Annotated in this window: 1 protein-coding gene (running past one end of the window); it reads left to right on the top strand. The window is 51.4% G+C overall.

Annotated features, from left to right (window positions below):
- A protein-coding gene (locus SH467x_RS15425) for a LamG-like jellyroll fold domain-containing protein (RefSeq protein ID WP_482367999.1) crosses the window boundary here: on the top strand, positions 1-15443 show its 3' end. 17113 nt of this gene lie to the left of the window's left edge; 15443 of the gene's 32556 nt are visible here — the last part of the coding sequence; its start codon lies beyond the left edge, outside the window; its stop codon occupies positions 15441-15443.

Here is a 15443-nt window from a genome sequence, read left to right as displayed (position 1 = left end):
CAACCGCGACGTCCGACCCAACCAATGAGCAACTGCTCGCAAGCATCATTCCACCCGAGGGAGATTTCCAAGTCATTCTCATAGATGCCTTGGGGGGCAACGATCAGATTACCGTCGGGCCGACCGTTCAGAAGTCCGTGTGGGTCGACGCGGGCGCGGGGGACGATCAAGTCGAAATCCTAGCTGGGAATGCCATTCTCGTCGATAAGACCGAAAGTTCATTCGGCAGTGGATTACGAGGTAGAAACGACATTCCGTCGCAAGCGTTCACGCTAACGCGTTCGAGCGGCGGTCCATTGGAATCCTTTGAAGGAACGTCAGCAACGACGCATGGTCTTGAGTTCAATGGCCTGACAATCGACAATCCGAGCGATTTGGATTGGTACCGTTTTACATTGGCCACTGCACCGACAGCATCGAGCGTGATTCAGTTGGCAAGCGGTGCGTCCATCGATTCGATAGGAATGGAAATCTATTCCGGCGTGCCAGCGACATCGACGATCACTGGAGCGAGCTTTGCAAACCCAATTGTTATAACGACCGCTTCGACGAATGGATTGCTTAGCGGCCAAGCTGTTTCGATCGCCGGTGTGGCTGGCAATACCAACGCCAATGGAACGTATTTCGTAAAAGTCGTATCGCCAACGAGTTTTGAGTTGTATACCAATGCGACATTGACCACAGGGCGGGCTGGTAACGCAGCCTACACCAGTGGCGGATCGTGGACGACGCGATTGGCGGTAGGAACCTCGACCGGATTGAATGGATCGATCGGTTTGAATGGACTTGCGGCCAATGTCCCTTATTTGCTGCGAGTCAACTCGCCCAACCTTGTACCGACGCCATATAGCTTGCGATTCAATCTGACAGGCACGTCCAACGCAACCGATTTGGAAAACATGCCCAAGACAGCGTTGGGTCTTCGTTCGGACATCACTGACCGTCGCGACATCATCATTGGAGGCATTGGCGATGACATACTGCGCGGCGGCGCTGGCGAAGACTGGATCATTGGTGGCGACGGCAACGACGTATTGATCGGTGGTGATGATCGGCAAGCAAGCGATCTGCTCATCGGAGGAAGTGGAAACGACACGTTCCAGATCATTCCTGATTTCCTTCCTTTGCTTGGCAATCAGCCGAACACGCAATTTGATCCGGCCACCCGAACCTACTTGCCAACCTTTAGCGATCAGTTCTTGGGTGGCAGTGGTACTGACCGCGTTTTGTTCTTGGGAGGAGATAAGGATCGACGCGGATTCGATGTGCCGGACTTTGCGGCCTTGCAATACAACACGCTCTTGCATCGGTACGAATTTTCTGCACTCGTGTGGGACATCGGAACGCAATCCTTCCGAACGCAAGCTGGACCTGGTGGCACGGTCGTTTACCAACAAGAATACTTGTACTATCAAACACGCGATGTAGAAGAGACACAGATCGAGTTGCGAGCTGGCAACGACGTATTTCATGCTGATCCAGGCTTTAAATTCTTGCCGGTTTCAGGAACCTTTACCGCTAGCAACTTTGATTCGTGGGGCATTGAGCTAGGAGACTACGAACAAGGTGCAACCGAAGCAGCTTTGACCATCAACGGCGGCTTTGGAGACGACCGACTTTTTGGCGGCGTATTGGCAGACACGATCAATGGTGGTCCTGGCAATGACGACATCGTCGGCGATTTGGGAGATGACTCCATCGACGGAAGTGGTGGCAGCGATCGATTGTATGGGAACAAGCCAACGGATGTTGTGATCAAGAGCACACCTGATACTTTTACGCTGCCTCCAGGCTTCCCGACTCCATCGCCGACCGAAGCCTTTGTATACGCGCTCGCAGCGCCTTTTCTTGAGATTGCCGTACCTCCGCGCTCAGGAGTAACGATCAAAGATCTATCTATTGGAGGTGCTATACAGACTGACAACAATGCATTCGGATTACAGGGAGGGAGCGTCAATGAACAATTGTCGAGATTTGTGCCAGTGGGGGATTTTAACGGTGATTCGCACGTCGACTACCTCGTTTCTGGGACTACAACTAGCTATCTGATCTTTGGTCCCCTCGTGACTACCGATCTCGAGTCGGTTCGAGACCGGGCGAATATCGTCATCGATCAGATCGCGTTGGGTGTCCCAGCAGATCGATTTGGCGATATCAATGGGGACGGTGTAGGGGATCTTGCATTTGTGAGAGACACCGGTCCTGATATTTTTGTCAACGTAGTCTTTGGCTCACAGTCTGCATGGCCACGCAATTGGGATTCCAACTTCGAACGGACATTTCTCGTCCGTACTGGGGCTGGAAACAATGCGAGAACGATCAGAATTCCTGGGAATGTCTTGTCCGATAACGGCAAACTCACCGTCCAAATCTTCGAAACAACTGGAGACAATCTGGGTGATGTACTCGTGTCATCCAATTCGACCTTTAGCTATACACCAGTTGATTTGGGATACGTCTTTTCTGGAAGAACGATTACGAATTTTACTGGTCCACAACTAGCAGAATCCAACCAGCATGCCCGCATCACTTTTTCCGGAGCCTATGGAGTCAACGAACTCGTAGGCGCATCTCTGGTGCATCGATACAGTTTCAATGAATCTTCGGGAACAGTGTTGATTGATTCCGTTGGAGGGCTAAACGGAACGATTGTAGATCGCTCTGGATCTGGTCAGTTCCCGGGAGGTGGAGGGTTTTCAAGATCCGGTACCGATGTCAACCTCTACGGTGGAAGCGATGCGACCTCAGACTACATTTCACTTCCCGACAATCTGATGCAGGGATTAACCGACGCTACATTTGAGTTTTGGGGAAGACGATTGTCGCCTCAAACTTGGTCCAGGATCTTCGATTTTGGTCCGAGCGGTTCAGAATACTTGATGGCGACTTGGAATGAGTTCGCAAATCCCTCCTCCGGCAAGCTGGAATGGAATGACTTGGCTGGAACGAACAGTAGTACAGTACCTTTTGGAATAATCGACGGCGCGGAACATCACTTCGTTTTCACAATCGATCAAGGAGGAGGTACAAGTGGTCAGACTCGTGTCTCGATGTACCGAGATGGAGTCCTAGTCACGACATTCGATACTCCAAATACGCTTGGTCAGTTAACAGGGGGCGGCAATTGGTTAGGCAGATCCAAGTTCTCAAGCGATTCGGTCGCCAATGCGCAATACAACGAGTTCAGGGTCCATAATCGTGTATTGACTTCGTTCGAAATCGATGGAAGCGGGATTGGAGGACCTGACGCAAATCTGTCGAGAGACATGCAGATGTTGGTGGCGGGAGACTTGAACGGTGATGGTCGAGACGATGTTTTGTTCCCAAATTCTGGCGTCGAACTTTTTATCCAGGAAAGAGATCCATCGACTGGCAACACCACGCTTCGTCAGGACTTGTTCAACAGCGTACCAATTTTGAGTGCTCTTCCCGAAAACAACACTTTTCCTTACCTAATTACGATCAACAAGAGTGGTCGACCGCAACGAGGGTATGCATTAGGCGACCTTAACAATGACGGGTTCGACGATTTTGCGTTAGCGAACAGTGACGGTCTCGCGATTTATCGCGGAGCGAGCAACATCAACGCAACCATGACTCCGACTCTGCAATTGCCGGGCGCCGATCTGTCGGCGACCGGTGGTGACTTTGATGGCAACGGCAAAGGAGACATAGCAGTCATGGGTCGACCGTTGTCGAGCGACCCTCGTTTAGTCGCTCCGCTGACTTATGTCTATTCTGACATTCCGTCGATTGCGAACGGTACGGTGCTCACTTTGGCAGGTGCCTCGTCCATCGTCTCTTCGTCAGGCATCGATCCAAGCATACCTGGCATCAGCTTTGATAGTTCCGGCCAAGAAATGGCATTATTACCATCGACCGCAGTCAATGGGCTTTCTGAGTTCTCTATCTCTCTTTGGTTTCGAACAACGCGCAGTGGGGCGCAGTACTTGATCAACGGAGCCGGCTTCTCAGACGGAGTTTTTACAGACAATCGTCTAAACATTGTGCTCGACGGATTAGGAATAGTCGGATCTCAATTCAATGGAGTTGTCAGCGAGCCCGTAGGTTTTACTGGGACTCCACGATTGAACGACGGTGAGTTTCATCACCTTGTCATCACTGCAAACCTAAACTCCAACAGTGGCGATGTGAGCCACTATGTGGATGGAGTGTTTCTAGCAACCGTCAACATTCCGCTTGCCGGGCGAACGCCGTTGAACTTGGGCGAAGGATTTCTTGTCCTTGGCAACGACATTACAAACGCCAACTACGCCGTCAATACGATTGATCGGCTCGGTTTTGAAGGTGACATCAATGAAGTAAGTTTTTGGAACAAGCGACTTACTATCGATGAAGTGCGCAGCGTTCGAAACCGTTCTATGTTAGGTACAGAACCGGGACTTCAAGCGTGGTTCCGAATGAACGAGCCGAGTGGTTCTGTGTTGTTGGATTCGAAACAAGGTACGTCTGTTGGTCCGAGTGGAAGCCTAGGCAGCAATGTTCAGTCAGCTACATCGATTCCAACTCGAAGTACAAGGTTTGGGTCTAGCGTCAGCCTCCCTAGCCAACCCTTTGTTGATCTGAACTCAGATGGACTCTCTGAACTGGTTATTGGCGCTGCCCATGGTGTGACATCCCTAAGCAACGCAGGACGCACTAGTATTTTGTATGGAAGACGAACCAATCAAACCATACCGTCAAGCTTCGATGTTTTGGAAAACTGGTCCGTAGCCGGTAGTGGATCTTTTGTCAAAGATTCAGTTACCGGTCAGCCAACGCGATTTGATCTCGGTGGCGATCCGTATACGTTCGCAGCGGGGTCGTCCGAACGGTGGTTCCAATTTACGACGGTGGGCGATGGCAAAGCGGACAATACTATTCGCCTTAATGGTTCCGTGCGAATGGACCTCCTGGATGCTGTGGGCGGCACTCTCTTCGAGAATCAGTCGGCCATTTCAATGAGAACCTTGCCGGCGGGCACCTATTATCTCCGCGTATTCTCGCCTAGCGGTACTGCAGGGTTGTCCAATGCGTTCTCCATTCCCCTGGGGAGTTTGTTTGATGATTCTACCACCGCAAAACTTCAAGATGCTGTCATCTCCGATACCTACAAGGCGGGTGCGGATGCGGTGGACTTGGGTGTCGACAAAGTGCAATTGGGAGGAGCATCCAGCTTCAGCTTGGACACAGCCAACCAAATCCCATTTAATTTTTCCAATGTAGGTTGGCAATCATTGGCGAATGGAAACCCAGCAAATGATGCGATCACCGTTTTCGCCTCCGATCGATCGATTCGAACGACACGTGAGTCTTTGAATTTTAGCAACGCGATCAAGATCGAAGACGGAATCGGAATCCATGCCAATGGATTGCTCACTTTCGATCTGAACGAGATCCGCGCTGCAGGCGGTTACGACGCGTCTCAGCGATTCCGCTTTCTAGTCGATAAGGTGGGACTCAATGATTTCGCGAATGTTGGAACCATATACAGCATGGTCTTCGTCAGCAGTAGCAATGCGGTCTTGAGCGGTTTCTTGAATGGCCAATCGATGGCGGTGAACAACAACGCAGGTACTTGGTCGTTTGGTGGATCCATTCCCGCTCCGCAAACGATCTCAAGTCCCTTTTCGACCTACGATGTCGATATACCAAGCAATGCGAGATATCTGAGCATTGCAGTGTCCAGTGCTGGTGACAATCATACCGCGGACCACGGTGTTTTCACGGGCATACGATTGGTACCCGTTGGGGCATTTACCATTGACATCTCGGCTCCTCAAGCGGGACAGACCCATGAGGGCACCAGCTACCCGGATCGCGATATTTTACGCGGAGAAGACGGCAACGACATCATCCAAGGCAATCATGATCTGGATCGCATCTTTGGAGGCAGCGGCAGCGATACGCTTACAGGCGAACTCGTTGAATTGCGAGACTTTGAAGCATCCGATGGCACGCTCCAAACGGTGCTCGCAAGTCAGACAACGTTTGGCAACTCGGCTCCTGTTCTAGATCCGATTGTCGGTACTGTGGTTTCTCGTCAATTCTTTGACAATTTTGAACTATCCACACTGGATGCGTCACGATGGTCCTTGACTACCAGCGTTACCTCCGATGCATCCGTTACGACGGCACCAACCTCCGGTCCAATAACTCCTCTCGGAGCCAGATCCGCTGGATTCAAAGGACTTGCCGAACTGAGATCCGCGCCCGTGGATTTGTCTCGGTCCTCGGGTGGTTTCATCACGTACAGTTATCAGCGAACGGGTTTTGGTGACTCACCCGAAGCTGGCAATGACCTCATTCTCGAAGTTGAAGGCCTTATTCCAAACACATGGGTTGAACTAGAAAGACAACTAGGCAGTGGACCCGATATGTCGGGATTCATTGAGCGCCGGGTGGCTTTGCCGAACGATGCTCTGCGAGAAAACGTACGGTTTCGATTCCGCTCCCTCGGCGATACACCTCAATTCGATGCTTGGTTTGTTGACGACGTTTCTGTGTCCGCAACGATTGGCTCACCACAGACGTTGGCTGCTATCGCCCAAAGTCTTGGAGATCCGGTAACTTCAGGACCCATCGCCGGAAAGAATGCGATCGATTTCGATGGCTTGGACGACCATGTTCGCATTCCTTTCGATGCGGCTCTGAATCCTTCGACATTTACTGTCGAGTTTTGGGCGATCGTCGAGGGGGGAGCAAACACGAATCGCACGGCTGTTTCTACACTCAATGTCAACCCGGCAGACGGCGGTTACGAAGTTGGAGTTAGCTCGTCCAATCGATGGACCTTTCGGACATCGATGCATACGACATCCGATCAGCTTTCCGGGCCTGCCATTGTTCTTAATCGGCTTACCCACGTCGCGGCAAAATTCACGGCCATTGGAAACGCAGACGCGAATGGCGTATTCTCGGGAACAATGAGTTTGTACGTAGACGGCCAGTTGGTCGCTACGAAGGCAGGTTCCTACAAGCGAGGGATCGGTACGAACAACGCACTCCTTATCGGCGGGACGGGCTTGGGCGTTGGGATTCAGTCTCCATTCCATGGCGTGATCGATGAAGTTCGAGTATGGAATACGGCCAGAACAGATCTGGAAATCAATTCCAATTTTCGATCTACAGTGAGTCCATCCGCGACGGGCCTTGCAGGCTACTATCGCTTGGATGAAGGATCCGCGACGGTGGCGTCTGACATTACGGTTCCTGCCAATAACGGGGTTTTGCAGAACTCTCCTTCATGGACTTCGAATTCGTTCGAAGTTCAACCAATCCTACATCGACCTCTCACCGCATCGCGTCTTGCATCGCTCACAACACTCGACGCAAGCAATCGAAACTTGACCGATTTGTTGGGTGCAGAATTTCTAGTCAATCTCCAGTCCGCCAATTTAAGCGGCAATCGACTCGATGATTCAGACCTAGGTGCGTTACTGCCTAGACGCTTGACGACAGGGCCACAAGCGGGCGAACAAGTGGGTACACCCGCATTGACATCGCTCGATCTTTCAGGCAACAGTTCTATCACGAACATTGGTCAATTGGCGGGATTCTCAACCCTTCGTTCTCTCAAACTGGACGGCACTAGCATCGATCTCGGTGCAGTCAGCACATCGAGCACACTATCTTCGATGACGAATCTCTCAAACGTCACAATACCGTCTCAAATCTTGGCGCCCACACAAAACGTGGTGACTCTCGAGGGACAACTTACGAGCATTCCATTCCAAGTCGGAGTGCTGAATTTTGACGGTGTCGATGAATTCGTCACAACGTCTTCTGCCTCAGTACTGGGACTCAACGGCAGCTTTACAGCGTCGGCCTGGGTCTTTCCAACGGGTACGGACACGGTAATCGAGCCTGTATTTGGAACGCAAACAGGTGCAGGCAATCAAGGCCTCCAACTAGGGCTTCAAAACAATCGGCCGTTCATGGGCTTTTTCGGCAACGATTTGCTCGGCAATGCAACGCTTGTTCTGAACCAATGGCATCAGATTACCTGGGTCTACAATCAAGCTGCATCGACACAGACGATTTACGTGAACGGAGTTCAAGATTCCACGCGAGGCGGTGCGGCGAGTTTTATTGGTACGGATCCGGTTCTTATTGGTCGCGCATTCTCAAACGCTTCTGCTGAGTTTTTTGCCGGATCTCTCGATGGTGTTCGCATCTTCAATCGCGCTTTGAGTGCGGCTGAGGTATCCAGCAACATGTTCGACGGTGTTCCATTGAATGGTCCCGACGTTACGGCCAACTATCGTTTCAACGATGGAGCCGGAAATGTTGCTGTGGATAGCAGTTTTTATGGTCGTCCAGGCACGCTTTCTGGCGGTGCGACGTTCGCAAACATAACCAACGTTCCTTGGTCAGTAACCGGTGCTGCTACTGCGAGTGGTACCATTGGTCCGATCAGCTTCACCGCGAATGATGAAGGAATTGCTACGGCTACAGTTCTGGGTAATCGATTCCCGATCGTATTTCGCAATGTGTCGCCCAACGTTATCACCTCGCCCAATCTTGGACTAGCCAACGGCGGAGCAGGAGTTCGAGAGGGACAGTCGATATCCATTGACACTCCGAGAACGGTTGGAAACACACTGGAGTACGATGTCCGGATCAATGGAACGATAGTCGACAAGTACGTTGTGAGCGAGCCAGGATCCCTCGACCGACCCAATACGCGTGCCCAAATTCAGATTATCGATCCGGCTGGACAAGCGACCGAACTTGCCTATCGAGGTTCGTTGGCTTTGAATGGCAATGGGTATGTCGATACCGGCTACAGATTGAGTACGACACCAAACCAACGATCCAGCACATTTGAAGCTTGGATCCTTCCAACGGCGTCGCCATCGGGCGCACAGCGTTTCGTGTTCGATACCGCCGGTTCCAATGGACAGGGCTGGGCGCTTTACTACCAGGAAGTTTGGACGATTGACAGGGGTTCATCGCAGTTTAGCACGGGAGTCCCTGTAACGCTGAACACATGGCAACATATTGCCGTCGTGTTTGATACCGAAACCAATCAAGTCCAAATGTACATCAATGGGGTCCCTGCAGGCTCGGCCAGCCCATTTACGATTCCAAGCAGTGTCGGCACATTGAACCTTGGAGCTGATTTCGGCGGCAGGAACTCCTTCGTAGGAAACATCGACGAGTTCCGCGTATGGAATCGAGCTCTCACCGCAGCCGAAGTTGCGAAACTGAAGGATGGACCCGTGCCGTTCGACTCTCCGAACCTGGCGGGTTGGTGGAGTTTCAACGAAGGTGTAGATTTCGTGACGGAAGATCGTTCGCTTTTAGCCAACGATGCAAGAATCCGTTCGTTCATCGCACCCACGACTGTTTCTGCCGTCTCGTCTGCTGGACAACCTGCATCGAACACGATTAATGGTTCAGGACTTACGATTCGAACGCCCATTGAAAACAGTACCCACACGAATGGTTTCCCAGTAGGCGGTGGCAGTAACAACTTTTGGCACACTAGCACCGGCGTTGACGGGAATACCTTTATCGAGTGGGATTTGGGCGCGAATTTGGATTTGAGCGAAATGCTCGTCTGGCAATTCAATTCCGTCTTTACGGGTGGTGACGAAACCAATCGAGGAGTCAAGCAATTCGATCTCTTGGTGGGTACAACCTCCCCCGCCACGACTCCCATAATCACTGACGGTCAGTTGAGCAAAGCAGGTGGTACCGATGCGGAACTTGCGCAGCGAATTTCGCTGAGCGGACTTGCCAACGGTGTGCGCTTTATACGAATGAAGATCGACTCCAATTATGGTGGATCAGTCGTCGGGCTCAGCGAAGTTCGGTTTTTGGCAACACCGAACCTTTGGAGCAATTCAACCCCTCCGGCCTATGCAACAACAAGCTACACGTTGGCGAACAATGGAACGTATACGCTCAACGGTAGATTCATCGATCCCGATGGTGGAACCGATTCGATTCTATCCACCCTCATGGTGAACAACGTTGCACCGACGATCTCGAATCTGAACCTCGGCAATCTGCCGGTTGAAGTCAACCGATTGATGACCTTTACTCCGACGATTACCGACCCTGGTAGTCGAGATACATTCACTTATCATTGGTCCGTCACCGCAAACAATGGCCAAAGTGTTCTCGGAAGCGATCAACGCAACTTCTCGTTTGTGCCCACCTTCGCCGGTGAGTACCTCGTGCGATTGACGGTGACCGATTCAGACGGCGCATCCACATCATCGCAACAGTTCGTAGCGGTGGCACCCACTGTCGCCATCAACACGCCGAGCAGCATTCCGAAAACTGGCGACTTGGTTATGTTGACATCGACCACAAGCACGCTTGCTCCAGCAGGTGGAACCATTGGGTCAACTGCGGTGACTCGTCAGTTTGCATGGACTGTTCAATTGGGGGCGACGACCGTTGCGAGTGGCACGTCGGCCAACCTATCGTTTGTTCCGACGCAACCTGGATCGTATACGGTCAGCTTAACGGTATCCGACACGATTTCAGGAATCCCCTATTCTCGAAGCGTCAATAATCAAATCTTCACGGTACTTGCATCGGATAACGTCACGATTCAAAGCGAAAACGATATCGTGGCACCGGACTTCGATGGAATCAACGATGCCATTGGTTTGATACAGACGGCTCCACTCACGGCACTTACCAACAATTTCACCGTTGCCGCCTGGATCAAACCAGATGTACAGACAGGCATACGTAGGATCCTTTCCACGAATAATTGGAGTCTTGGGCTGAGCGGTGGGCAGCTGTTATTCTCGGTAACGAATACGGCAGTTCAGGCCTCCCCTGCGAACTTCACCTCCGTCGGAGCCAATATTCCGCTCAATACGTGGACCCACGTGGCAGCATCGCTGATGCCGAATAATTCAGTGCAGCTCTATGTAAATGGAGCTCTGATTGGAACCATTTCAGGTACGTTTGCAGCCGCTGTTAACAGTGGCCCAGCCACCATCGGTGCCAACTCGGCCATTACGTCCGAATTCTTTGACGGCATGATTCGAGAAGTGGGCGTTTGGAACTCATCCCTTTCGACAGCAGCCTTGGGACAAGTCATGCTTGGCGACGTTTCGCAAGCAGTGCCGCTTGCTTACTGGCAAATGCAAGAAGGGAAATTCGATCGCATCAACGGACGAACGGTTAACGATTTTGGCTTGCTGGTGAATGGACTTGGCTGGGCAAGTCAAACGATGGCCTTGGAGGGGGATACCCTAACGTTCACTTTAGGTAACATCTCACCAGTTTCGGAATTAGGGACGCGAGCCGTCGCGTGGAATGTCACGCCATCCACCTTTGTGGTAATACCAACTAGCGATCCACAAATGTTCCGCATTCGCGTGACAGCAGACGGATTCTATTCGGTCAACGCGACGATTACGGATACCTACAGCAGTCCACAAATTGGAACGACCAACCTGGTCCGTATCGCCAATCGAGCCTATGTGACGGCGTCGAATGCTTCCGCATCGATCATCGCTGACGATGTCACCGGTTTTGAGAACTTGGCCGTAACCGTCGTAGCCCGAGTGACGGATCCCGGTGTGACCGACACACATACTTTTACGATCGTCTGGAGCGATGGATCGGCGAATTCGTCTGGCACAGTTTCCGGCGGACTGATCTCCGTGAATAAGTCATTCGTTCAAGACGGCACCTATACAGGTACGTTGACGGTCACCGACAATGCAGGAGCGCAAAGCGTCAAACCGATTAGCATCGTGATCGCCAACCGTGCTCCCACGGCCAACAACGACAGTGGCCTGAGCACCAATGAAAACTCGGTCCTAACCATTGCAGGCAGCTCGCTTCTTGGCAACGACACCGACCCGAGTCCCTCGGATATTCTTACCATTGCAAGCGTCACTAGCCTATCTGCGCTAGGCGCCTCGATCGTGCTCAATGCCAACGGGACGATCACGTACGATCCGAATGTTTCTTCGACACTCAATGCCATTCGCGTTGGCTCTTCAAGAGTCGATACCTTCGTCTATGAGGTCGTTGACACGGGAGGAGCTATCGGTACAGCGACAGTTTCCATCACCGTCAACGGGCAAAACGATGTTCCGGTCGCCGTGGCAGATTCTGCTAGCCTTTCGGAGGACGACTCTCCAGCCACCGTTTCCGGTAACCTGCTGTCCAACGATTCCGATGTAGATACGTTCCCGGCTCCGGGCACGACCTTGTCCGTCGTCACGGTCAATGGCAGCTCCGTAGCAACCGCGATAGGTCAGTTTGGATCGTTGCTGTGGAATTCCAACGGAGGATACACCTACACACTAAACAACAGCTTGCCCGCCGTCCAGCAACTAGCCCTTGGCGATTCGCTCGTTGAGTCGTTCGCGTATGGAGTCAGCGATAGCACGACGACCGTCTTCTCTTCGCTAACGATTCGAATTCAAGGAGTCAATGATAGCCCGATCGCCATCAGCAATAGCAACTCGGTGAATGCGGATTCCACCATTCGCATCTCATCGGGTAAATACGATGATGCCATTTTGGTCGATTCTCCCGTCGCATACTGGCGATTGAATGACAATACCGGAACCGTCGCTGCCAACCGACTCGCACCGAGTACTCCGGATGGAATGATCAATGGTAACCTCGGCTACTCTTCTGTTAGTTTGCTCGCGAACTCTCCAGACTTTAGTTTGAAGTTTAAGGGGAACGAGTCCATCAGTATTCCTGCGTCCACGCTTATCGACAATTTTGCTGGTAGCACGACGGCAAAATCGATTGAAGTCTGGTTCAATGCGTCGAACGTTCAGCCTAGACAGGTGATTTACGAACAAGGCAACACAACCAGCGGCCTCAATATTTACATCGATGCTGGACAACTCTACTTCGGAACCTGGAATGCAAATGCATTTGGTCCCACCGTGACAACCGCGATTGCGAGCAACACTTCCTACCATGTGGTTGCCGTTTTCGGTGCCAGCACGGCGCGACTTTATGTGAACGGCATCCAAGTTGCCACGGGTACGACAGCCTTCAGTGGCATTGCCAACCATTCGGGCTCTACGACTATCGGCGCGGCGGCGACGACTCGATTCCATAGTGCACCACTGACAGTTACCAATGGTTTTAACTTTATTGGGACGATCGACGAGGTCGCTCTCTACAACACCGCTTTAACGGCTACTCAAGTCGCTCAGCATTATTCGGCAGCAGGTTTGTTGGCCGGAGATCGAGACGTAGACAATGCAGACATCCGTCACGTTGTCGCTGTCAATGGGCATGCAAACCATGTTGGGCAACAGTTCACCTTACCGTCGGGTGCGTTGTTGACCGTAGAGCTCGATGGTTCGTACGACTACCAACCTAACGGAGCATTCGATTACTTGAATGCCAGCGGATCGGCGATCGACGTATTCTCCTACACTATCGCCGATACAACGGGAGCGACATCGACAGCGAGTGTTACGATCACGATCCAAGGTAGAAATGATGCACCCAAGAAGGTCGCATTGAGTGGAGAAACAGTAACACAATCGAACGTCGTCGGTACATTCCTCACAACCGATGTTGATTTGGCCGACACTCACACTTACTCGATTGCCAGCCAAAGCGCGAACAATTTTGCGATTGTCAATTCTCAGTTGGTGATAAACAATCGAGCCGGCATGTCGCTCGGGCAACAGCAATTTGTGTCGGTGGTCGCTACCGATGCCTTGGGCAGTTCGCTTACTCAAGTCTTTCCAATCACCATCGCGTCACTTGGAAATTCAAACCAAGCTCCCATTGCGTCTCCGGATTCGTTCTCAGGCTCAACGCTTGCCGTACAGGCCTTACAAGTTTTGGCGAACGACTCCGACCCAGATAACGATCCTATCCTGGTGACTCACGTCAACGGCGTGGCCATCGAAATCGGAGTTCCAGTATTCTTGACATTGGGACGCCTCGAGCTGGTAAGTCGAAATGGAAATGTTAACTTCCACTTCTTCCCGAACGGTTCGCCCGGAACTCAATCCTTCACCTATACGATTACCGACGGATCCCTCACTTCCACAGCCAATGTGACGTTGAATTTAGGTGGAGGTAATCGTCCTCCGATTGCGAATTCTGATGTGTTTGGAAATGCTGCGCCGCTCGTTTTAGAGGACCAAATATTTAGTGGAAACGTGCAACTGAACGATAGCGATCCAGATGGAGACGCGTTGACCAGCGTGCTGCTTACCCAACCTTCCAAAGGTACGGTTTCCATGCTAGCCGACGGTTCATTCAGCTTCACACCATTAGCGAATGCAAATGGCCTTACAAGCTTTACTTACCGCCTTCTAGATGGCGTGGGGGGAATCGCGACTGGTACGGTGCAGATCAATATTACCTCTGTAAATGACGCCCCGTCAGGTACGAACAAAACGATTTCCAGAACTCAAACCCCCAATGTTCAAGCTGCCGATATCGTGTTTGCAGAGGTGGATTTTGGTTTTAGCGACACCGCCGATTCTCTAGCCAATACCTTGAATGGTGTACGCATTACCAGTTTGCCTATCGCTGGACGCGGAACTCTCAAACTAAATGGTACAACCATAACAGCGACTAACACTGTCATTTCCCAGACGGACATTGCCGCCGGTAATTTTGTCTATACGCCATCGATCAACGGGTTTGGCGTCGACTATGCTGGCTTTGACTTTGCAGTCATCGACAACGGCGGGACCGCCAATGGCGGATTCGACACAGATCCGACGCCTAATCGAATCAATTTTAATATTGGGTCCACGGATTCATCAGGACCTCGTGTCACGAACGTTTTTATGCGATCGAGTTCTTGGCCTAATGACCCTACAACCTTTACTGTTCCAGCGACTAGATTTGTTGATTTGGCAGACGGGGGATTAGGCGATGGAAATGCTCGTGGATACAAAATGCCCACTGGATCGCAGCAATCGAAAAACTTAACTTGGACTAATATCAATCAAATTCGCTTTCAATTCAATGAGGACGTGCAAACATCACTGAGTCCGAGTGATTTTATTATCACCGGAACACCGGGAGTAAGAGCAGACAACACCAATGGTTCTATTCCAAGTGTTGTCGGAGTTACCTACAACAGCGTGACCAACATTGCAACTGTTTCACTGAACCAAGATTTGGATCCAGGATCTTTCACGATACGCATCGTTGCGGCTGGTGTTACCGACTCATCCGGAAACGCTTTGGATGGAGAGTGGACCAACAACGTTACCAATCAATCGGGTAACGGAAACGCAGGAGGAGATCTTACTTACCAATTCAACGTATTACCTGGAGACCTAGATAACAACGGAGTCGTAAATTCCTTGGATGTTCAATTTATTAGTTCTTTGACATTCAATGTTGGTTCACCTAGTTACAACCTTTTCTTCGATGTGGATGGCAATGGATCACAAGGAATTGCCGACCGAACAGCTGTCACCAAGCGAGTAGGTTCTCGCCGGGTACCATAA

It is taken from the genome of Brakhagea slesvicensis (assembly GCF_052161625.1).
In the GTDB taxonomy this organism is placed as follows: domain Bacteria; phylum Planctomycetota; class Planctomycetia; order Pirellulales; family Pirellulaceae; genus JBKCUI01.
This window is presented reverse-complemented; position numbering and strand designations above follow the sequence as displayed.